Here is a 21,945-nt window from a genome sequence, read left to right on the forward strand (position 1 = left end):
CACCCCGGGTGGTGGCGGTAACAACACCCCGAACACTCCGAACACGCCCAACACCCCGAACACCCCGGGTGGTGGCGGTAACAACACCCCGAACACTCCGAACACGCCCAACACCCCGAACACCCCGGGTGGTGGCGGTAACAACACCCCGAACACCCCGAACACGCCCAACACCCCGAACACCCCGGGTGGTGGCGGCAACAACACCCCCAACACCCCGAACACCCCCAACACGCCCAACACCCCCGGGTAACGCACAGCGCACGTGACGGCGCCGCGCAGTGGAGACACTGCGCGGCGCCGCCGCGTGCGCTGAAGAGCCGGACGGGCCCCGATCCCGGTCAGGGGCTAAGACGTCCTCACAGGCCCGGCGTGTTCGGCGTGTTCGGCGTATTGGGGGTGTTGGGGGTGTTGGGCGTTCCGGGGCTGTTGGGCGTGTTGGGGGTGTTCGGCGTGTTGGGGGTGTTGGGCGTGCCCGGGCTGTTCGGCGTGTTGGGGGTGTTGGGCGTGCCCGGGCTGTTCGGGGTGTTGGGGGTGTTCGGCGTGTTCGGGGTGTTGGGCGTGTTCCCGGTGCCGGACGTGTCCAGGGCGTACGGCGCGTAGGGCGCGTACGGCGCGTACATGGCGTACGGCGCGTAGGGCCCGTACGCGTTCTGCAGAGGCGTCGTCGTGGCAGCCGCCGCGGCTGCGGCGGCGGCCTTCGGGAGCCGCGGCAGCTGCGGGAGCCGGGGCAGTTGCGGCAGCGGCGGGAGCTGCGGCAGTCGCACCAGCCCGCCGCGCTCGGCGATCTCGTGGGAGGACCGGCCGCCGAGGCCGCCCGCCTCATCGGCGTGAGCGCTCCCCGCGCCCAGGGCGGCCAGACTCCCCGCCGCCACAGCGGCGATCAAGACCTTCTGGAGCTTGTGCATCAAGTACCCTCCGTGCCTCTGCTTTTCGAACGTGCTCGATCACTTGCTGCAAGCAGTCGATCACCAAAAGTACACATGGGGTGGGATTCGTCCCTGCCGCCCGGGACGCGTCGCCCCTCCATCACCCATTTGTTCTCCTTTGTTCTCCTCTCGCGAGCAGTTGTCGGTCCGATCATGTGATGAATCGGCATGCTCGGTGCGGCGAAAAAACGCGTGGACTGCGCGGGCGCCGTCGCGGGACACTGCGGGCCTTGTCCTTCTGGTCCGACAAAGCAGGGTTGGGATGGGATCGCCCGAATCGCAGGAAGGTTCGCCGGGCAGGGGCTCCGTGCTCCTCGCACTTCGTTACTACGTACGGGAGTTGGTCCGACTCCGCTGGCTGACGGTTCCCGCCATGCTGTCCCCGGCGCTGGGCAACATCGGCATCAACTACATCGCGCCGCTGGTCGTCGCCAAGCTCGTCGGCCACATCGCCGGGGACGAAGAAGCCGACATCGGCTCCATGCTCCCGTACGTCCTGGCCTTCGCCGGTGCCCTGCTGGCCGGGGAGGTGTTGTGGCGCATCGGCTTCCACTGCCTCAACCGCGTCGACGCCCGCGGCATCGAGCACCTGTACGTCATCGGCATGGAAGAGCTGTACGCCAAGGACGCCGCGTTCTTCCACGACAACTTCGCCGGATCGCTGACCAAGCGCGTCCTCAGCTTCGCCTCCCGTTTCGAGGAGTTCGCCGACACGCTGACCTTCTCCGTCATGGGCAGCTTCGTGCCCCTCGTGTTCGCCTCGGTGGTGCTGTGGCAGTACGACCCGCTCCTCGTGGCCGGGCTCCTGACACTGATCGCGTTCACCGGGCTGTGCGTGGCACCCCTGATCCGTCGCCGCCAGGCGCTCGTCGCCCAGCGCGAACAGGCGATCGCCCGGGTCTCCGGCCACGTCGCCGACAGCCTGATGAACATGGACACGGTGCGCGCGTTCGGCGCCGAGGGACGCGAGGCCGCCGAACACCGCTCCCGGGTCGCGGAGTCGCGGCGGCTCACCCTGCGGTCATGGGACTACGGCAACCTGCGCATCGACACCGTCGTCGCGCCGATGTCCGTACTGACCAACGTGCTGGGCCTGCTGCTCGCCGTCGCGCTCGGGGCGGGAGAACACGGCGTGGAGGCGGTCATCGTCGCCTTCACCTACTACGCCAGTGCGACGCGGATCATGTTCGAGTTCAACCAGATCTACCGCCGGCTGGAAAGCTCGATGACGGAGGCCGCGCAGTTCACCGAACTGCTCGCCCAACCGCCGACCGTGCTGGACCCGCCCTTGCCGGCACCACTGCCGTCCCCGGCGGCCGCCGACGTGCGCTTCGAGCAGGTGACCTTCGCCCACGCGGCCGGGAAGCCGCTCTTCCAGGGCCTGGACCTGGACGTGGCCGGCGGGACGAAGATCGGTCTCGTGGGCCGCTCCGGCGGGGGCAAGACCACGCTCACCCGGCTGCTGCTGCGGATGACCGACATCGACGCCGGCCGGATCCTGATCGGCGGGCAGGACATCAGCAAGCTGTCCCAGGCCGGCTTGCGCAGCCTGATCGCCTACGTGCCGCAGGACCCGGCGATGTTCCACCGCACCCTGCGGGACAACATCGCCTTCGCCCGGCCGGACGCCACCGACGCCGAGATCCGCCGCGCCGCCGAGGCGGCGCACGTCACGGAGTTCGCCGACGTACTGCCGGACGGCTTCGACACCATGGTGGGCGAGCGCGGGGTCAAGCTGTCCGGCGGGCAGCGCCAGCGGGTCGCCCTCGCCAGGGCGATCCTGCGCGACGCGCCGATCCTGCTGCTCGACGAGGCGACCAGCGCCCTGGACTCCGAGAGCGAGGTCCTCGTACAGGACGCCCTGTGGCGGCTCATGGACGGGCGGACGGCGCTCGTCGTGGCGCATCGGCTGAGCACGGTGGCGGGCATGGACCGGCTCGTCGTCCTCGACCGCGGACGGATCATCGAGCAAGGCTCCCACCAGGAACTGCTCGACGCGGACGGCGCCTACGCGAAGCTGTGGCAGCACCAGTCGGGCGGCTTCCTCGACGACGTGCCCGCGCAGGCCGACCGGCACTGAACCCCGCGTGCGGCGCTCACCCGTCGGCCGGGCGGCCCGCGTGGAGTTCCAGCGGGCCCGTTCCCGTGGCGCGGGCGGTGAGGGCGGCCTTGATCCGGCGCCGCAGCGACGGTTTGACCAGGTCGCGGAGTTCCGCCGGGGAGGCCGTGCGCCAGGCGAGGAGCTCCGTGGGATCGAGGCGGACGCGGGCGAGGGCCCGCGCGTCGAGGACGCCGCCGTCGTAGAGGAAGCGGACGCGCGCCAGGCGGCCCGGCTTGTGGGACCAGTCGACGGCCAGCAGGCGTCCGGGGGCGAGATCGAGGCCGATCTCCTCCCGGACCTCCCGCCGGGCGGCGGCCCGCGGGGTCTCGCCGAGGTCGCTGTCGATGCCGCCGCCGGGCAGCTGCCAGCGGCGGGTGTTCCCGTACGCGGGCCGCACCAGCAGGATCCCGCCGCCGGAGTCGGTGAACAGCACGCTCGCCGCGGTCGTGGCCTTGGGGCGGCTGGCGCGGTGACCGGCGGCGTCGAAGGCCCCCGCATGCTCCAAGGCGCCCCGGTCGGCCGGGTCCAGACCCGCCGGGGACCCCGGCTGGGGCACGCCGTCGACCAGGTGGGCCAGCGAGCCGGTGTGCAGGGCGGCCAGTCCGGCGCGCAGCCGGGGCGCGATCCGGGCGGGCAGGGCCGCGCAGGCGTCCTCCGGCCGGAGCCAGCGCGCCTCGGTGATCTCGCCGTCCGGGAAGGAGAGCGCGTCGGCCTCCTGCGGTCGCAACGGGCCGACGAGGTGGACGTGCACGACGAGGGAGCGGCCGAGCTCCCCGGGCGGGCGCGAGTCCACTGCGAGCAGCCGGCCGACCGGCACACCCAGGTCCAGCTCCTCCTTCAGTTCGCGCGCCAGTCCCTCCTCCGGGGTCTCCGTGTCCTCGACCGTGCCGCCCGGCAGTTCCAGATCCGCCTTGTACGAGGTCGTCAGTACGAGCACCCGCCCGCGCGAGTCCAGCACGATCCCGGTGGCGGCCACGAGCGGAGAGGGCTGCGCGGCGTAGTACGCCCGCACCGTGTCGGGGGAGGGGCGGTCGGGCACGGCGGGCTCCAGAGGTCGGTCGGTCAGGCGGCCGGGGTCAGGCCGTCCGCCCGGGCGGTCCGCCGGCCGGCGCGGCCGGGGTCAGGCGCGGGCCAGCAGCAAGCCGCCCATGGTCACCATGGTCGCCGCGACCAGGCCGTCCAGCACCCGCCACGCGGAGGGACGGGCCAGCAGTCCGCTGAGCAGCCGCGCCCCGTAGCCCAGGGTCCCGAACCAGGTCAGGCTGGCCAGACCGGCTCCGACGCCGAAGGCCCAGCGCAGGTCGCCGCGGTCGGCCGCGAGGGAACCGAGGAGCAGCACCGTGTCCAGGTAGACGTGCGGGTTGAGCCAGGTCATGGCGAGGCAGGTCAGCACGGCCCGGCGGCCCGAACCGGCGGCGGCCCCCTCCGTACTCAGCGCGGCGCCCGGCTGCGGCCGCAGCACCCGGCGGGCGGCGAGGACTCCGTAACAGATCAGGAACCCGCCCCCCGCCAGCCCGACCACGGTCAGCGCGGCGGGCCAGGCGGTGACGAAGGCCCCGACACCGGCCACCCCGAGGGCGATCAGGAGAGCGTCGGACACGGCGCAGATGGCGACCACCGCGAGGACCGCGTGGCGGCGCGCGCCCTGGCGCAGGACGAAGGCGTTCTGTGCGCCGATGGCGACGATGAGGGAGAGTCCGGTGCCGAAACCGGCGAGGGCCGCCGTGATGATGCCGTGTGTCATGTCGTCGACCGTAGGCAGCTCCCCTCGGTTCAGTACAGCTAAAGGTTTTTACGTACCATTAGCGCTCGTGATGGACGAACTTCCCCTGGACCAGGTACGGACCCTGCTGGCGGTGGTGGACGAGGGCACCTTCGACGCGGCGGCGGCCGCCCTGCACGTGACCCCGTCCGCGGTCAGCCAGCGGGTCAAGGCGCTCGAGCAGCGGACCGGGCGGGTCCTGCTGATGCGGACGAAGCCGGTGCGGGCCACGGACTCCGGGGAGGTGGTCGTCCGCTTCGCCCGGCAGCTGGCCCGGCTGGAGCGCGATGCGCGGGCCGAACTGGGGATGGCCGAGGGGATGGGCCCGGTGCGGCTGCCGATCGCGGTGAACGCGGACTCCCTCGCGACCTGGTTCCTGCCGGTGCTGAGCCGGGTGCCGCAGGATCCGCCGGTCTGCGTCGAGCTGCACCGCGAGGACGAGTCGCACACGACCGCGCTGCTGCGGGAGGGCCAGGTGATGGCGGCCGTGACCTCCTCCCCGGATCCGGTGGCCGGGTGCAGCGTACGGATGCTGGGACTGGCCCGCTACCTGCCCGTGGCGAGCCCGGAGTTCGCGGCCCGGCACCTCACGGGGACGCTGGAGCAGGACCTGCGGCGGGCGCCCACGATCGTCTTCGACCGCAAGGACGTCCTCCAGGACGTCTTCGTACGGTCGCTGGCCGGCGCACGGGCCGGATCGGGGGCGGCGGACGCCGGGCCCCTGCGGCACCACGTACCGACCTCGGAGGGGTTCCGTGACGCGGTGGTCGCGGGCCTGGGGTGGGGGCTGGTGCCGGAGCAGCAGGCGAGGCCGCTGGTGCGCGCGGGCGGGCTGGTGCTGCTCGCCCCCCGGCGGCCGATGGACGTGCCCCTGTACTGGCAGCAGTGGAAGCTGGACTCGCCGGCGCTGTCGATGGTGGCGCGGCTGGTCGCGGACGCGGCGGGGGAGGCGCTCCGAAAGCCCCCCGCGGCCACGTCCTAAGCTGCGGGGCGGGGAGTCCTGGAGCGGCGATCGCGACGGCGGCGGTGACGGCGCCCGAGGCGGCCGGTCCCCGGGGCGCTCGCGGCGCCCAAGGCCACGCGGTGCGATGGCAGACTGGCCGGTGATCAGCCGAAAGAGGAGCACGTCGTTGTCCATGTTCAGCACTTTCCGCCGGGTCGTGCGCCGCGGCTACCGGCGCGCCGTCGACCTCAGCCACCCCTCCCGCTCCCCGCTCGGCAGCGCCGTGGTCAACTGCGTGGTGTACCAGGGCGGCACGCGCCAGGACGGCTGCGCGGAGGTCGAGGAGGCGCTGCGGCGGGTCCGCAAGGCGGGCAGCGGCTTCGTCTGGATCGGCCTGCACGAACCGGACGCGTCGGAGCTCGCCGGGCTCGCCGAGCTGTTCGGCCTGCACCCGCTCGCCGTCGAGGACGCCGTGCACGCGCACCAGCGGCCCAAGGTGGAGCGGTACGACGACACGCTGTTCTCCGTCTTCAAGACCGTGCGCTACGTCGAGCACGAGGAACTCACCGCGACCAGCGAGGTGGTGGAGACCGGCGAGCTGATGGCCTTCACCGGTGAGGACTTCGTCATCACCATCCGGCACGGCGGCCGCGGCACGCTCGGCCCGGTCCGCGAGGAGCTGGAAGCCTCCCCGGAGCAGCTGGCCAGGGGGCCGGTGGCCGTGCTGCACGCCATGGTCGACCACGTGGTCGACGACTACGTGGCCGTCACGGACGCGGTGCAGAACGACATAGACGCCGTCGAGACCGCGGTGTTCAGCGAGTCGGGCGGACGCGGCGACGCCGGCCGGATCTACCAGCTCAAGCGTGAACTCCTCGAGCTGCGGCGGGCGGTGGCCCCGCTCGGCCGCCCGCTCGAGCAGCTGGCGACCCAGCCGATACCGGTGATCCCGGCCGACTTCCGCGCGTACTTCCGGGACGTCGCCGACCACCTGACCCGGGCCACCGAGCAGATCGGCGCCTACGACAACCTGCTCGACTCCATCCTCCAGGCGCACTTGGCGCAGGTGACCGTCGCGCAGAACGAGGACATGCGCAAGATCACGGCGTGGGCGGCGATCGTCGCCGTGCCGACCATGGTCTGCGGGGTGTACGGCATGAACTTCGACCACATGCCGGAGCTGCGCTGGACGTACGGGTACCCGCTCGTGCTCGGGGTCATGGCCGTGGCCTGCTTCGTCATCCACCGCGGGTTCCGCCGCAACGGCTGGCTCTGAACCGGCCGCCGGCCCCGGTGGGGGAGGGGCCGGTTCCGGGGTCTTGAGGTGCCGCGAAGTCTGGTAGTAAAGTTTCTTAACGAAACCGGGAAGCCTCAACTCCCCCATGGAGGCCTTGTGTTCACCCCTCGCCGCAAGACACTGGTCATCGGCGCCGTACTCGGCAGTGCGCTCCTCGCCTTACCGGTCACGGCCCAGGCGACCGCCGTCGACACCACCGCCGGCTCCACGCACGCGGAAGCGGCCGCCGCCGCCGTCGGGCTCGACGATCCGGCGAAGAAGGAAATCGCCATGAAGCTCGTCTCCAGTGCGGAGAACTCCTCGCTGGACTGGAAGGCGCAGTACAAGTACATCGAGGACATAGACGACGGCCGCGGCTACACGGCCGGCATCATCGGCTTCTGCTCCGGCACCGGCGACATGCTCGACCTCGTCGAGCACTACACCCGCGTCAAGCCGGGCAACGTCCTCGCCGGATACCTCCCCGCCCTGCGCCGCGTCGACGGCACCGACTCCCACTCCGGCCTCGACCCCCACTTCACCAGGGACTGGGCGAAGGCGGCCCAGGACGCCGAGTTCAGGAAGGCCCAGGACCACGAGCGCGACCGGGTCTACTTCAACCCGGCGGTCAAGCAGGGCAAGACCGACAAGGTCGGCACCCTCGGCCAGTTCATCTACTACGACGCCATCGTCATGCACGGCGACGGTACGGACTCCACCAGCTTCCGCAACATCAGGGCGCGCGCCCTCTCCAAGGCCAAGCCCCCGTCCCGGGGCGGCAGCGAGACCGCGTGGCTCAACGCCTTCCTCGACGCCCGCGTCTGGGCGATGAAGCAGGAAGAGGCGCACAGCGACACCAGCCGCGTCGACACCGCGCAGCGCGTCTTCCTGAAGAAGGGCAACCTGAACCTCAACACCCCCCTGGACTGGAAGGTGTACGGGGACTCCTTCCACATCGGCTGACGCGGGCGGGCGGCCGGGTTGCGGCGTCGCCGTGCGGTAACGATGTGGACACCGATCAACGCGGGTTCCGTGGTGCGGAGCAGGCCTTGGGGGCGGACGTTCCGGACTTCCCGGGACACGGCGCCGCTCCGCACCCCGGCCGGCGCTCCCGCGGTGCCGGATATCGTGCCGTGTGGCCGGATACGGGCCCTGGAGAAGTGGCTTGACCCCGCTGTAAGGGGGGCATAAGTTCTGCCCCGGCTTGCTCCAGCAGGACGGGCCGCACTTCCGTCCTCTGGGGGGACCCGTGAACCACTACACCGACGTTCTGAAGAAGTACGCAGACTTCTCCGGCCGTGCCCGCCGCCAGGAATACTGGATGTTCTCCCTCATCCAGTCGATCATCGTCGTGGCCCTGGTGATCCTCGACTTCGCGCTGGGGACCCTGCCGATCATCACCCTCGTCTACACCCTCGGCACCCTCCTGCCGAGCCTCGCGGTCCTGGTCCGCCGCCTGCACGACATCGGCAAGTCCGGCTGGTGGTACTTCATCAGCCTCGTCCCGCTCATCGGCGGCATCTGGCTGCTCGTCCTGACGGCCACCGCGGGTCAGCCGCAGCCGAACGAGTACGGTCCCGACCCCAAGGGCTACCACGCCTGACCTGGGCCTCGACCCGAAGTGCCCGAGCGCCGCCCCGGCCGGAGACAGCCGTGGGCGGCGCTTTCGCCGTTCCCGGAGCCCCGCGTGACCCGGATCTCCCCCGGCTCGTGGCAGGGGGCTGTCCAGACCGGGCCGATCACGAGATATCTTGATGTCGAGCAATGTTGCAGACGAGAGACGCAGACTGTGGAGCGGAGCATCCGGTGACTGACTCGACCATCATCTACACGCACACTGACGAGGCCCCGGCCCTCGCGACGTATTCGTTCCTGCCTGTGATCCAGGCATACGCGTCGACGGCCGGTGTGAATGTCGAGACCCGTGACATCTCCCTGGCCGGTCGGATCATCGCCAGCTTCCCCGAGCACCTCGAGGAGAGCCAGCGGATCGCCGACGCCCTCGCCGAGCTCGGCGAGCTGGCGAAGACCCCCGAAGCCAACATCATCAAGCTTCCCAACATCTCGGCCTCGATCCCGCAGCTGAAGGCCGCGGTCGCCGAGCTCCAGAGCCAGGGCTACGCCCTCCCGGACTACCCGGACGACCCGAAGACCGACGAGGAGCGCGAGATCCGCGCCCGCTACGACAAGGTCAAGGGCAGCGCCGTCAACCCGGTCCTGCGCGAGGGCAACTCCGACCGCCGCGCCCCCGCCTCGGTGAAGAACTACGCCAAGGCGCACCCGCACCGCATGGGCGCCTGGTCCGCGGACTCGAAGACCAACGTCGCGACCATGGGCGAGAACGACTTCCGCTCCACCGAGAAGTCGGCCGTCATGGCCGAGGCCGGCACCCTGCGCATCGAGCACGTCGCCGCCGACGGCGCCACCACCGTGCTGCGCGAGTCCGTACCGGTCCTCGCGGGCGAGGTCGTGGACGCGTCCGTCCTGCACGTCGACGCGCTGCGCACTTTCCTGAACGAGCAGATCGCCCGCGCCAAGGCCGAGGGCGTCCTGTTCTCCGTGCACCTCAAGGCCACGATGATGAAGGTCTCCGACCCGATCATCTTCGGCCACGTGGTCCGCGCCTTCTTCCCGAAGACCTTCGCGCAGTACGGCGAGGCCCTCGCCGCCGCCGGCCTGTCCCCGAACGACGGCCTCGGCGCCATCCTGAAGGGCCTGGACGGCCTCCCGCAGACCGGCGCCGAGATCAAGGCCTCCTTCGAGGCCGAGATCGCCGAGGGCCCGGCCCTCGCGATGGTCGACTCGGACAAGGGCATCACCAACCTGCACGTGCCGTCCGACGTCATCGTCGACGCCTCCATGCCGGCCATGATCCGCACCTCCGGCCACATGTGGGGCCCGGACGGCGCCGAGGCCGACACCCTCGCCGTCCTCCCGGACAGCAGCTACGCCGGGGTCTACCAGGTCGTCGTCGACGACTGCCGCGCGCACGGCGCGTTCGACCCGTCCACCATGGGCTCGGTGCCGAACGTCGGCCTCATGGCCCAGAAGGCCGAGGAGTACGGCAGCCACGACAAGACCTTCGAGATCGCCGCCGCGGGCACCGTCCGCGTCGTCGACGCCGCGGGCACCGTGGTCCTGGAGCAGGAGGTCGCCGCCGGTGACATCTTCCGCGCCTGCCAGACCAAGGACCTGCCGATCCAGGACTGGGTCAAGCTCGCCGTCACCCGCGCCCGCGCCACCGGCGTTCCGGCCGTGTTCTGGCTGGACGAGGGCCGCGCGCACGACGCGCAGCTGATCGCCAAGGTCAAGACGTACCTGGCCGAGCACGACACCGAGGGCCTGGACATCAAGATCATGTCCCCGGTCGAGGCCACCGCCTTCTCCCTGGAGCGCATCCGCCGCGGCGAGGACACCATCTCGGTGACCGGCAACGTGCTGCGCGACTACCTGACCGACCTCTTCCCGATCCTGGAGCTGGGCACCAGCGCCAAGATGCTCTCGGTGGTCCCGCTGATGAACGGCGGCGGCCTCTTCGAGACCGGCGCCGGCGGCTCCGCCCCGAAGCACGTCCAGCAGCTGGTCAAGGAGAACTACCTGCGCTGGGACTCGCTCGGCGAGTTCCTCGCCCTGGCCGTCTCCTTCGAGCACCTCGCCACCACCACCGGCAACGCCCGTGCCCAGGTGCTGGCCGACACCCTGGACCGCGCGACCGGCACCTTCCTCAACGAGGACAAGTCGCCGAGCCGCAAGCTGGGCGGCATCGACAACCGCGGCAGCCACTTCTACCTCGCCCTGTACTGGGCGCAGGAGCTGGCCAAGCAGACCGACGACGCCGAGCTGGCCACCGCGTTCGAGGCGCTCGCCAAGACGCTGGGCGAGCAGGAGCAGACCATCGTCGGCGAGCTCATCGCCGTCCAGGGCTCCCCGGCCGACATCGGCGGCTACTACCAGCCCGACGCCGCCAAGGCCGCGGCGGTCATGCGCCCGTCCGCCACCTTCAACCAGGCGCTGGCCATCCTCGGCTGACACCTGTGCACCACGCGTGACGCGCTCCGCCCCGGCCGGCCCCGTGCCCGGCCGGGGCGGATCCGCGTCCGCGGCCTTCCCGAACCGGTGGCCGGAGGGCGGGACCTGCGCTAGCGTTCACCGCCGGTGATCTCTGGGGGGTTCTGTGGCGCGCCGGTCCGACACGTCCTGCGGCGGCGTCGGCTGCGCCGCGCTGCTGCTCGTCCTCTTCGTCCTGCCCACCGTGGGATACCTGCTGGCCGTGCCCCTGACACTGCCGGACCTGCTCGCGCAGCAGACGCCCCCGCAGGAGCTGCGGGGAGCCGGGCAGTACGTGATCACGTACGCCATCCCGGTCGCGGTGGCCCTGGTCCTGGCGTTCTTCGCGGGCCGCCGCCGGACCTTCGTGTGGTGGCTGGTCCCGGCCCGGGCCGCGGCGCTGCTGGCCCTGGTCGCGGCGGCGCTGTGGTGGACGGAGGGCAAGGTCGGCGACCAGCCCCTGTGGAACGTGCGCGCGACGGCCGAGAGCATGGCCGCCGGGCTGGTGGCCCTCGCCTTCGTCGTCGCCGTCCGCCGGTGGGACGCCTCCCGCACGGACACCTCCCGCGGCCGCCCGCGCACGGCCGCGCCCGTGCGCGGGAACCGGCCCGCCCCGGGGGAGATCTGGCTGGCCATGGTGCCGCTGCGGGAGGACCCCACCCGGCAGCTGCGGCACTACTGCGTGGTCCTGGCCGCCCACGCCGACCACGCGGAGGTGGCCCAGATCACCAGCAAGGACAAGGACGGGCGCTCCGACTACCTCCCGATGCCGAACGAGGGCTGGGACAAGGTCTCCGGCCGCCGGCACTGGGTGGAGTCGGGGCGGCCCCCGCGCCGGGTCGCGTACCCGTTGTTCCTCACGTCCCGGCCGCAAGGCCACTGTCCGGCCCCCGTATGGCACCGGCTCAGCCGGCCGGCGGGCTGAGCCGCGCACGCGTCACAGCCGGTGGACCCGCTCCTCCTCGAAGGCCAGCGGATGGCGGCCGGCGGCCAGCAGCCGCAGGCCCGGCGCCCGGGACAGCAGGTCCCGCAGCCAGTCCACGGCCGCGGGGGTGAGCCGGTCGCTGCCGTCGAGGACGAGCAGCATGTCGCGCTCGGCGAGCCAGGAGGCGGCACCCGCCGTCCCGCACGGCAGGAAGGGCATGCCCGGCACGCAGCCCAGGGCAGCCGTCAGCTCCCGCACGCCGGAGGGGTTTTCCAGGCCCACCACGGCCACCCCGTCGTAGAAGTTGGACGCGAGCCGCCGGGCGATCTCCCGGACCAGCAGGCTCCGCGGCTCGCGGAACCTGCCCGTCACGGTCAGCACACGCCCCCGCCGGACGGCGGTCAGCAGCCGCGACATCTCGGTGGACGTCGCGGGCAGCGTTCCCGGCGCCGCCGCGGACGCCCCGGATTCCCTCATCGGCACGATGCCCCCCATTGCATGCGTGACCAAGTACGGCCAGAGGGTTGTTTCAAGCCGTATGACGTCGATTATGCGCCGCTTGCGCCGCAAGACCAGGGGAACGTCGTATTCCTGCGAAGGCAGTCTGCCGCCGCGCAGGTCAGGCCCACGCGGCGCGGTGCGGGGCCGCGGGAAGCCGGCGGGCCCCGCCGCCCGGCGGCTCCGAGGCCACTCCGCTCGCCATCGCGCCCCCCATCGCGCCCGCCGCCACGGCCCGGCGGTGCGCGTGGTGGCGTACGAGGTCCTCCTCCCGGTAGCGGCGGGTCCCGGCATGCCAGGCGGCGATGCCCGCCATCCACCGCTTCAGCTCCTCGGCGGTGCGGTCCAGGGCCGCGCGGGCCGCCGCGTCCAGGCCGTAGTCCGCGTACATGACGGGGAGTTCCTTCTCCACGACGTGCTCGAACTGCTTCATCCGCGAGGTCATCAGGTCGTTCGCGATGCGCAGCGCCGTCGGATAGTCACACTGGAAGAAGATCTCCGCGACGAGCAGGAAGTTGTGCAGCTCGCCCTCGTACTCCAGCTCCTTCTGGTACGAGTACACGTCGTTCATGACGGCCGAGTAGTCGCAGGCGGCCTGGTACATCGACTGCATGGCTGAACTCCCGTAGACCTCGTCCGGCACGACGTCCAGGTGCGCCATCCGGGCGAGCGCGGTGGTCATCGGGGAGCCGAAGGTCAGCCGGCGCATCTCCAGATAGTCCACCGGATCCGGTACCCGGTTGTGGAACTGGTTGTCCAGCTCCCAGTGCCAGCTGCCCACCATCTGCTCCACGCCCGCCCGGAACAGCTCCCGGCCGCGCGGCGGCATCGGCGCGGCCGTACGCCGCCACAGGTCGGCCAGGCCCCGTTCCACGGCGTTCGACGGGGGCGGCGGGGCCGAGAGGTCCAGCGGCATGCAGGCGAACAGCCGCCGGGTCTGCTCCTTGGCGGCGGCCAGGCTGCGGCTGGTGCCGAAGACCAGCGGATACAGGTCGTCGGCGTACGTGCCCCAGCTCAGCCAGCCCGCGCTGAGGTCCAGCGCCTCCGCCGAGGCCTCCGGGTCCATGCCCGCCGAGCACAGCGCGAAGTCGTAGTCCCGCGCCTTCTCCTCCCACCACAGGCCCTCGTCGAAGAAGCCCATCCGCCGGCTCCACTCGATGAGCCGCTCCCGGGCGCCGGCCAGGTGCGGATTGAGGACGTTGCGGTACGGCAGGTAGAACTCCGGAATCACCGAAGGACCCACCCGGTGGGGGACGCTGCCGTGCCGGCGCACCCGGCGCGCCCCGCCGGTCAGCCCCAGCAGCGCCCTGATGTTGGCCCCGGTGGTCCCCAGCCCGGTCGGGCCGCGCAGCCATCCGGGCAGCGCCGCGTGCGCCGGCCCCGCCGGTCCCGCCAGCCCCGCCGGTCCCGCGGCGTTCCGTCCCGGGCGGGTGTTCATGTAGCGGCTGGAGCGCATGTGCCACTCGTGGCCGCCGGACTGCCAGTCCTGGAGCCCGCGGGCGTACGTGAGGACGGCGAGGACCCCGGCCGGGTCCAGGCCCTTCTCCGCGAACAGCGCCGGCAGTTCGGTGAAGAAGGTGGTCTCGAACTGCTGGAGCCGCGAGGTGAGCATGTTGTTCAGCTGGTCGGCCGCCTCCTGCGCGGTGCAGCCGAAGAACCGCTCCAGGACCAGCACACCGTTGCTGAGCTCGCCCTCCTTTCCGATCTCCCGCTCGTAGGAGAACAGGTCGTTGCGGAAGTGCACCGAGTCGGCGAAGCAGTCCCGCAGGACGCGCAGCGCCCGCTCCCCGGACACGGACGGGGGCACCTCCACACCCACCGCGTGCTCGATGAGCCCCGCCGACCAGGGCGCGCCGCCCACCTTGCGGCGCTGTTCGACGTACTCCATCGGATTCGACACCCGGCCGATGGAGATGTTGTCGAGCTCCCACAGCGACTCGTGGAGCAGGTTGCGGGTGCTGACGGTGAACCGCGCGATCCAGTCGGCCGAGTGGCCGGGCACGGTACGCCGCCACAGGTCGGCCAGGCCCGCCTCCACCGGATTGGCCGGCTCGGGCACCGGCCCGCCCGGATCGGCCGGCATGAACGGCGCCAGCCGCTCCAGCGCGTCCCGCCCGGCCGCCCGGTCGCCGGAGCGCTTGAAACGCTCCAGGAACCAGTCGTCGAAGAAGAACACCCACACGTACCAGTCGGTGACGAGCGAGAGCATCGGGCCGTCGCACTCGGGATGGGTGTAGGCGCACAACAGTGCGTAGTCGTGGGCCTCCAGGTCGGCCGGGCCCCAGACGCCCGAGCCTTCCAGCATCCCCAGCTCCGCGGCCCAGGCGCGGGTGTGCCTCCGGGCCTCCTCCAGGTGCGGGTTGAGGCGGGCGGGATGCGGGAGGTAGAACTCGGGCAGCTCGAAGGGCTGCCGGGAGACGTTCTCCTGCCGAGCGGTCATGGCCTGGACCCCCTCAGTCGTCGAAACGCGAGATCTCGACGTTCTCCAGCACCCCGACGGCGTCGGGCACGAGGATCGCCGCCGAATAGTAGGCCGTGACCAGGTAGGAGATGATCGCCTGCTCGTTGATGTTCATGAAACGGACGGACAGGCCCGGCTGCTACTCGTCGGGCAGCGCGACCGGGTGCAGCCCGACGACCCCCTCGTTGTCCTCGCCGGTCCGCAGGACCAGGATCGAGCTGGTCCGCTCCGGGGTCACCGGGATCTTGTTGCAGGGCAGCAGCGGCACGCCCCGCCAGGACGGGACCCGGTGCCCCTGGAAGTCCAGACTGTCCGGGTACAGGCCCCGCCGGCTGCATTCGCGGCCGAAGGCGGCGATGGTGCGCGGATGGGCCAGGAAGAACTGCGACCCGCGCCGCCGGCTGAGCAGTTCGTCCATGTCGTCGGGGGTCGGCGGTCCGGTGCGGGCGTAGATCCGCTGCTCGTAGTCGGCATTGTGCAGCAGCCCGAACTCCGCGTTGTTGACCAGTTCGCTCTCCTGGCGCTCCTTCAACGCCTCGATGGTCAGGCGGAGCTGCTGCTCGGACTGGTTCATCGGCTGGTTGTACAGGTCGGCGACCCGCGAGTGCACGCGCAGCACGGTCTGCGCGACGCTCAGTTCGTACTCGCGCGGGCTGAGGTCGTAGTCGACGTACGTGCCGGGCAGCATCACCTCACCGGTGTGGCCGGCGGACAGGTCCACGGCGTCGCTGCCCCGGCGGCCGACGCGCTCCGCCTCCAGATAGGCCTCCGCGTGCCGGCGCAGCGCGGCAGAGCTGTTGAGGGCCGCGTCCCAGTCACCGCGGTTGAAGGTCATCGTCACCACGTCGGTCTGGGCGCGGGCGGTGAACTCCCAGCGGGCGTCGGGCAGCGGATGGTGCCCGAAGTGGTCGCCGTCGCTGAGCACGTCGAGGCTCGCCTCGTCCCCGTACGCGCCGACCCCCAGCCGCTCGATGCGGCCGTGGGCGATGAGGTAGATCTTGTCGACGGGTTCACCGTGCCGGACGATGACGTCGCCCTTGCGGAACTCCTCCTTGACGAACCGGTCCGCGATGGCCTTGACCACCTGGTCGTCGGGGAAGTTCCGGAGCATGCCCAGCTCGCGCAGCATGGCCGGGATGACCCGCAGTTCCGAGCCGGTCTTCACGAAGGTGATGCGCCCGTCGCCGAGGGTGTAGCTGACCGTGCGGTTGACCCGGTAGGTGCCGCCGCCCGTCTGTACCCACGGCAGGATCCGCAGCAGCCAGCGCGAGCTGATCCCCTGCATCTGCGGCGCGGACTTGGTGGTGGTGGCCAGGTTCCGGGCGGCCTCGGTGCTCAGGCTCTGCCGGGCGGCGGCGGTCAGGTGCTCGGCGCCCACTTCGGCGCTGGGATCGACGGACATGGCGGGCCTTCCTCTCGGTCGGTCTTCCTGTGAACCTCGCGGACGCTCGGCGCGGGCGTGGCCCGCCGGTCAGTGCTCCCGCCGGGTGATCAGCTCGCACAGCGACACCAGTTCGGCGGTCGCGGCCGGCTCGGGGACGGCCTCGGCCAGGCGCTCCAGCGCCGCCGCCGCCCGTACGGAGGCCTCGTGCTGCGCCCAGTCCCGTCCGCCGGCGGCTTCGACCAAGGCCGTCGCGCGGGCGATCCCCGTGTCGCCGAGCGGGCGGGTGCCGTCGTACAGGGCGGCGAGTTCGGCGCCGGCGTCGGTGCCCGACAGCAGGGCCGCGACCACCGGCAGGGATTTCTTGCGGGCCGCGAGGTCGGCGCCCACCGGCTTTCCGGTGAGCTGCGGATCGCCCCAGATGCCCAGCAGGTCGTCGATCAGCTGGAAGCCGATCCCGATGCCGCGCCCGAAGGCGTCGAGGGCGGCCGTGACCTGCGGCGGGGCGCCCCCGTACAGTCCGCCGAGGGCGCAGGCGGCGCCCAGCAGGGCGCCCGTCTTGGCCTCGGCCATGGCCATCACCTCGGACAGGGTCACCGTCGCCGTCGTGCGTGCCTCGAAGGAGCAGTCCTCGTACTGCCCCTCGCACAGCTCGACCACGCAGTCCGACAGCCGGAGCACCGCGTCGGTCCGGTCGGCGACCAGCCGCACCGCGAGCGAGGCCATCGCATCGCCCGCGACGATGGCCCGGGCGCTGCCGAACACCGTCCAGGCGGTGGGCCGGTGACGGCGCGTCGGGTCGCGGTCGATGACGTCGTCGTGCAACAGCGTGAAGTTGTGGACGAGTTCGGCGGCCGCCGCCGCGCCGAGGGCGTCCTCCTCCCGGCCGCCGACCGCCCGCGCCGAGGCCAGCACCAGGGCCGGGCGTATGGCCTTGCCCGCCCCGGCGGCGACGGGGGCACCGGTGGGATCGCGCCAGCCCAGGTGGTACTCGGACACCGCCCGCACGCCGCCGGGCAGTGAGCGCACCGCCGTGCGCAGCAGGGGCTCCACGGCCGCCCGGCTGCGGCCGAGCACGGCGGTGGCGGCGGGATCGTCGTGCGCGTGCGGGACCTGCCGCACGGGCGGGGCGGGATCGGCGTGCCGGGCGTGCTTCACGTGCGGGGTCATGGGGCGTACGCACCTCCTGCGCAACGGGCCGAGTGCGGGGGCGGGGGCGGCGTGCGGGAGTGACCGCCAGGAACGATCCCGCTCCGTGCGATCTGCCGTGCTCCCGTACGCCATGGCCACACGGTGTGACCGTGCACCGCCGAGCGCACACGTCTTAGTTAGGGGCAGGACGGCCTCACCCGGTACATCCGTCCCCGCCCCGCCGTGTTGAATGTCCGACCGCGTTGAATGGATGGACACGTGTACGAGCTGGGCGGCCCTGATGGCCAAGCGTGAACCCAACGGACGACTCCGCACCCTCCTCACCGACGCGCGCTGGAGCGGGCAGGACTTCGCGCGCGCCGTGAACTCCGTGGCCGCCGAGGCCGGCCTCACCCTGCGTTACGACCGGACCTCGATCTCCCACTGGCTGGCCGGCACCCGGCCGCCCGCACACGTCGTGGCGCTCGCCGCCGAGGCGCTGAGCCGTCGCACCGGGCGGCGGATCAGCCCGGCCGACACCGGTCTCGCCCGGCCCGCCGGGCTCGGGGCGCGCGAGCGCCCCGACGCCGAACCACAGGGCGCGGACGCCCTGGCCCTGCTCGGCGAGATCCCCGTCTACTCCTCCGCGTGGCGGCCCCCGGGCTGGCCGCCGCCCGGCGGGGCCGGTGCTCGCGCACGGCCGTCCGGGCGGATCGGCGCCGAGCAGGTGGAGGCCGCCGAGGCCGTCCTGCCGGTGTTCCGCAACGCCGACATGATGTTCGGCAGCGGCCTGGCCCGGCCCGCCCTGACCCGCTACCTCGCCACCACCGTGGCGCCCTGGCTGCGGGCGGGTGCCGCGCCCGCCGTACGGCACCGGCTGCTGGGCTGCGCCGCGCGGCTCGCGTACACCGCCGGGTTCCTGTGCTTCGACGGCAACCAGCAGGGCGTGGCGCAGGCCTACTACCGGGCCGGGCTGAGGCTCGGCCAGGAGGCGGGGGATCCCGGGTGCTGGGCGCCGGTACTCCGCGCCATGAGCGTGCAGGCCCACCACCTGGGCCACCGGAAGCAGGCGTGGGAGCTGGCGGAGGCGGCCGCCCGGGAAGCGGGGCGGCTGCCCGCCCTCCAGGCCGCCTTCGTCACCGGGCAGCTTGCCGTCGCGGAGGCCGCCTGCGGCGACCGGCGGGCCGCGGTGGCCCATCTGGCCGAAGCCGAACGGCTGTTGGAGCGGTCGGACGGGCAGCGGGCGGCCATCGGCGACTACCACCACGCCGCACTCGCCCATCAGCAGGCCGAGGCGCTGGCCGCCCTCGGGGACGTGCCCGGTGCGATCGCCGCGCTCGGCACCTCACTGCGCCGCCGGCCGCCGGGCGAGCGGCGGGCGCGCGCCGTCACCCTCGCCCGGCTCGCCGAACTCCGCCTGTACCAGGGCCACGTGGAGCGGGCCTGCGCCACCTGGCACGAGATGCTGGACGCGGTTCCCCAGCTGGAATCCGCACGGGTGGACGACGCCCTGCGCCGGCTGCGCGGCCGTCTCCAGCCGGTGCGCGGCAACCGCACGGCGCGGGCCCTGCTGGCCCGTGCCGGCGCGCTCGCGTGAGGGGGTGCCTCAGGCCGGTCCGTGGTAGCGGGGCGTCGTGGCGTGCCACTCCTTCGCTCCGCCCATCCAGTTCCAGACCCCCTCCAGGAAGCGGCCCAGCGCGGGCGAGCCGAGGGCGGCCAGGGCGGCCGACTCCGCCTCGACCGTGCGCATCACCTCGTCGTGGACCGCCGCCGTGCGGTTCACCGCTTCCTGGAGGGAGCAGTGCTCCTCGGCCGCGATCAGGCGGGGGAGGCTGGTGTCGGAGGGATCCTCCCGGGCCATCGAGTACAGGTCGTTGAGCAGACAGGTCGCCACCCCCGCGTACATGTACGTACGCCGTACCCGGGCGTCCGCGAACTCCGGCGCGGGCACCTCGTAGCCGCCGACCGGATCGGTCAGCACCATGCAGGGGAAGAAGCCGTTCTCGTACCGGTGCACCAGGTACTCCCAGACCGGCGGCCGTCGGCCGGACGTCCGCCACTCGGCCTCGTGGTTGTAGCCGACGAACATCACGGCCAGCTGGTAGCGCAGGCGGGTCACCTGGGTCGGGGAGGCGAACGAGGCGAGGTGCTCCAGGCTGGAACGGAAGGCCCGCAGCACCGGCTCGGCGGCCACCCGCTCCTCGAACCAGCGCTCGTAGCCCGCCGGCAGGCGCACCGGATCGACCACGGCGTGCGCGAGCGCCGTGCGCAGGCCGAGCAGCGCGGGGTCGGCGTCCTCGCCCGCGTCGGCCCAGTGGTCGTCCACGGACCATTCGGAGAGGCCGCATTTGGCGGCCGCGAGGAGCCGGTCGGGGTCGTCGCAGTCCGGGTGCGCGAGCATCATCAGGCGGCCGAAGTGGCAGGCGCGCAGTGCGTCGAGCCGGTCCGCGTAGATCCCGGTCTCGGCGGCCCACAGGACGAGCCGGTCGTTGACGACGTCGGCCAGCGCGGGGTCGTCCCGGACGGCGTCGGGGCAGTACAGCGGGGGGACGACGATGCCGGTGCCGGCGTTGGCGCTCGTGTCCGTGTCCGTGCCCGTGCCCGTGTCCGTGTCCGTGCGCGTGCGATGGCTCGGGCCGGGGCGCTGCGGCGCGGTGCCCAGGCCGCTGCGGCCGTCGAGCAGCCGGCGCAGCACCCCGGCCGGATCGGCGTCGGCGGCGCGGGCGCGGCCCGGGGCAGGGGCAGGGGCGGGGGCGCGGTCCATGGGTCCTCCTGCGGGTCGGCGCACGCACCCATGGAGCAGGGGCCGCGACCGGATCCGCCAGCCCCCGCGGCGGCCGGGCCTGTTGAAGATGCCGGGGGCGTTGAAAGCCCGTACGGCAGCGTGCGCCCGCCCCTTCGTACAGGCGTGCAGGCCTTCAACCGGCCCGGATTTTCAACAGACGCCCGGACCGGTCCGGCTACCGCAGGTGACGCCCGGCGCCCCACCGTGGGCGTGCAGCACGCTCCGCGCGACCGACGCAGGGAGGAACCCCGCATGACCGCAGAGGCGCAGCCACCCCTGACCCCCGCCGACGACCGGCAGCTGAGCCTGAGCACCGCCGCGGCCCGCAACCTCGCGACGACCACCAAGTCCGTTCCCCAGATGCAGGGCATCAGCTCCCGCTGGCTGCTGCGCATGCTGCCCTGGGTGGACCTCGGCGCCGGCACCTACCGCGTCAACCGCCGCCTGACCCATGCCGTCGGGCGCGGCCGGGTCTCCTTCGTCCAGGCCGGCGCGGACGACGTACGCATCCTGGCCCCCACCCTCACCGAACTGCCCGCCCTCAAGGGATACGGGGACGCGGCCGTCCTGGAGGAGCTGGCCCTGCGCTTCACCAAGCGCGACCTGCGCGCCGGCGACGTGCTCGTGGAGCCGGGAGCCCCCGTCGGCGAGGTGTTCATCATCGCCCACGGCCGCTTCGAGAAGCGGGCCGAGGGCAAGTACGGCGGCGCCGAACTCCTCGGCGTGGTCGCCGACGGCGACCAGCTCGGCGACGACGCCCTCGGTGAGACCGACCCGCGATGGGGGTACGGCGTACGCGCCGCGACCGCCGGGACCGTCATGGCACTGCGCTGGAGCTCCTTCCAGGAGGTGCTCGGCCGCGCGGAGAGCCTGCGCACCCACCTGGAGCAGTACGTCGAAAACGGCCGCCGCCCCGTCAACCGGCGCGGCGAGGCCGACATCGAACTCTCCTCCGGCCACGCGGGGGAGGCCCGGCTGCCCGCGACCTTCGTGGACTACGAGCTGCGCCCGCGCGAGTACGAACTCAGCCTCGCCCAGACCGTGTTGCAGATCCACACCCGGGTCGCCGACCTCTACAACGACCCGATGAACCAGTTCGAGCAGCAACTGCGCCTGACGGTGGAGGCGATGCGCGAACGCCAGGAGACCGAGCTCCTCAACAACCGCGACTTCGGCCTCCTGCACAACGCCGACTACGGACAGCGCATCAGCACCTGGTCCGGCCCGCCCACCCCCGACGACATGGACGACCTGCTCAGCATGCGCCGCGGCACCCGGTTCTTCCTCGCGCACCCCAAGACCATCGCCGCCTTCTTCCGCGAGTGCAACAAGCGGGGCCTCGCCCTGGACACCGTGGAGGTCCACGGCAAGCAGGTGCCGTCCTGGCGCGGCATCCCGGTCCTGCCCTGCGGCAAGATCCCGGTCGTCGGCGGTCACACCAGCTCCATCCTGGCCCTGCGCACCGGAGAGGACAACGGCGGGGTCATCGGCCTGCGCCCGGCCGCGATCCCGGAGCAGATCGAACCCGGCCTCAACGTCCGCTGCATGGGCATCGACCAGAAGTCGGTCATGTCCTACCTGGTCAGCTCCTACTACTCGGTGGCCATACTCGTCCCCGACGCCATCGGAATCCTGGAGAACGCCGACATCGCCGCCACCCGCACCTAGCTTCCGTCTCTCGCGCGCCCGCCTCGGCGCCCTCGCCG

General features: G+C 72.3%; 17 protein-coding genes and 1 pseudogene. 10 read left to right on the forward strand and 8 right to left on the reverse strand.

What is annotated here, in order from left to right; translation table 11 throughout:
* A partial coding sequence (locus tag ACZ6I1_RS23380; protein WP_469290108.1) for a hypothetical protein occupies positions 1-253 on the forward strand: 253 nt, incomplete at its 5' end.
* A 106-nt stretch (positions 254-359) separates the two neighbouring features.
* Here ACZ6I1_RS23380 and ACZ6I1_RS23385 read toward each other — a convergent pair.
* Positions 360-908, reverse strand: coding sequence for a hypothetical protein (locus tag ACZ6I1_RS23385; RefSeq protein WP_469290110.1), 549 nt, complete (start codon positions 906-908; stop codon positions 360-362).
* 283 nt (positions 909-1,191) lie between these two features.
* On the opposite strand from ACZ6I1_RS23385, the gene ACZ6I1_RS23390 reads away from it, so the two are divergent.
* Positions 1,192-3,009, forward strand: coding sequence for an ABC transporter ATP-binding protein (locus ACZ6I1_RS23390; RefSeq protein WP_469290111.1), 1,818 nt, complete (start codon positions 1,192-1,194; stop codon positions 3,007-3,009).
* Between the two features lie 16 nt (positions 3,010-3,025).
* Here ACZ6I1_RS23390 and ACZ6I1_RS23395 read toward each other — a convergent pair whose 3' ends face one another.
* Together ACZ6I1_RS23395 and ACZ6I1_RS23400 are read right to left on the reverse strand one after the other, a co-directional pair.
* The gene (locus ACZ6I1_RS23395; protein ID WP_469290113.1) at positions 3,026-4,069 is read right to left on the reverse strand and encodes an NUDIX domain-containing protein; all 1,044 of its coding nucleotides are present in this window, start codon (positions 4,067-4,069) and stop codon (positions 3,026-3,028) included.
* 81 nt (positions 4,070-4,150) lie between these two features.
* On the reverse strand, positions 4,151-4,774 hold the full coding sequence (locus ACZ6I1_RS23400) for a LysE/ArgO family amino acid transporter (protein ID WP_469290115.1): 624 nt from the start codon (positions 4,772-4,774) through the stop codon (positions 4,151-4,153).
* A 70-nt stretch (positions 4,775-4,844) separates the two neighbouring features.
* Between ACZ6I1_RS23400 and ACZ6I1_RS23405 the strand changes: the two genes are divergently transcribed.
* The 6 genes from ACZ6I1_RS23405 (at position 4,845) to ACZ6I1_RS23430 (ending at position 11,983) form a co-directional block, all read left to right on the forward strand.
* The gene (locus ACZ6I1_RS23405) at positions 4,845-5,774 is read left to right on the forward strand and encodes a LysR family transcriptional regulator ArgP (RefSeq protein ID WP_469290279.1); all 930 of its coding nucleotides are present in this window, start codon (positions 4,845-4,847) and stop codon (positions 5,772-5,774) included.
* A 154-nt stretch (positions 5,775-5,928) separates the two neighbouring features.
* Entirely contained in the window at positions 5,929-7,011 is a 1,083-nt protein-coding gene (gene corA / locus ACZ6I1_RS23410; RefSeq protein WP_469290117.1) for a magnesium/cobalt transporter CorA, read from the forward strand.
* 117 nt (positions 7,012-7,128) lie between these two features.
* Positions 7,129-7,974 (forward strand): chitosanase, encoded by an 846-nt coding sequence (locus tag ACZ6I1_RS23415; RefSeq protein WP_469290119.1) that lies wholly within the window; start codon positions 7,129-7,131, stop codon positions 7,972-7,974.
* Between the two features lie 286 nt (positions 7,975-8,260).
* The gene (locus tag ACZ6I1_RS23420; RefSeq protein WP_469290120.1) at positions 8,261-8,614 is read left to right on the forward strand and encodes a DUF805 domain-containing protein; all 354 of its coding nucleotides are present in this window, start codon (positions 8,261-8,263) and stop codon (positions 8,612-8,614) included.
* 203 nt (positions 8,615-8,817) lie between these two features.
* Entirely contained in the window at positions 8,818-11,040 is a 2,223-nt protein-coding gene (locus ACZ6I1_RS23425) for an NADP-dependent isocitrate dehydrogenase (RefSeq protein ID WP_469290121.1), read from the forward strand.
* Positions 11,041-11,185: 145 nt separating this feature from the next.
* A complete protein-coding gene (locus tag ACZ6I1_RS23430; RefSeq protein WP_469290123.1) occupies positions 11,186-11,983 on the forward strand; it encodes a hypothetical protein in 798 nt (265 codons plus the stop codon).
* Positions 11,984-11,995: 12 nt separating this feature from the next.
* Here ACZ6I1_RS23430 and ACZ6I1_RS23435 read toward each other — a convergent pair whose 3' ends face one another.
* From ACZ6I1_RS23435 to ACZ6I1_RS23450, 4 genes and pseudogenes are all read right to left on the reverse strand, one after another.
* On the reverse strand, positions 11,996-12,466 hold the full coding sequence (locus ACZ6I1_RS23435) for a hypothetical protein (protein ID WP_469290125.1): 471 nt from the start codon (positions 12,464-12,466) through the stop codon (positions 11,996-11,998).
* 136 nt (positions 12,467-12,602) lie between these two features.
* Positions 12,603-14,921, reverse strand: a complete 2,319-nt coding sequence (locus ACZ6I1_RS23440; protein WP_469290127.1) for a terpene synthase family protein — start codon at positions 14,919-14,921, stop codon at positions 12,603-12,605.
* A gap of 13 nt (positions 14,922-14,934) precedes the next feature.
* Positions 14,935-16,344, reverse strand: a pseudogene (locus ACZ6I1_RS23445) (family 2B encapsulin nanocompartment shell protein).
* A 69-nt stretch (positions 16,345-16,413) separates the two neighbouring features.
* Complete coding sequence (locus tag ACZ6I1_RS23450; protein ID WP_469290129.1) at positions 16,414-17,493, reverse strand: polyprenyl synthetase family protein; 1,080 nt, start codon at positions 17,491-17,493, stop codon at positions 16,414-16,416.
* A 232-nt stretch (positions 17,494-17,725) separates the two neighbouring features.
* Between ACZ6I1_RS23450 and ACZ6I1_RS23455 the strand changes: the two genes are divergently transcribed.
* The gene (locus ACZ6I1_RS23455) at positions 17,726-19,051 is read left to right on the forward strand and encodes a hypothetical protein (RefSeq protein ID WP_469290131.1); all 1,326 of its coding nucleotides are present in this window, start codon (positions 17,726-17,728) and stop codon (positions 19,049-19,051) included.
* A gap of 9 nt (positions 19,052-19,060) precedes the next feature.
* Here ACZ6I1_RS23455 and ACZ6I1_RS23460 read toward each other — a convergent pair whose 3' ends face one another.
* Complete coding sequence (locus ACZ6I1_RS23460; protein ID WP_469290133.1) at positions 19,061-20,218, reverse strand: family 2 encapsulin nanocompartment cargo protein terpene cyclase; 1,158 nt, start codon at positions 20,216-20,218, stop codon at positions 19,061-19,063.
* A 273-nt stretch (positions 20,219-20,491) separates the two neighbouring features.
* Here ACZ6I1_RS23460 and ACZ6I1_RS23465 point away from each other — a divergent pair, with 273 nt between their 5' ends.
* Entirely contained in the window at positions 20,492-21,907 is a 1,416-nt protein-coding gene (locus tag ACZ6I1_RS23465) for a family 2B encapsulin nanocompartment shell protein (protein ID WP_469290135.1), read from the forward strand.
* Positions 21,908-21,945: the final 38 nt, after the last annotated feature.

The organism is Streptomyces sp. NPDC046303, assembly GCF_055588085.1.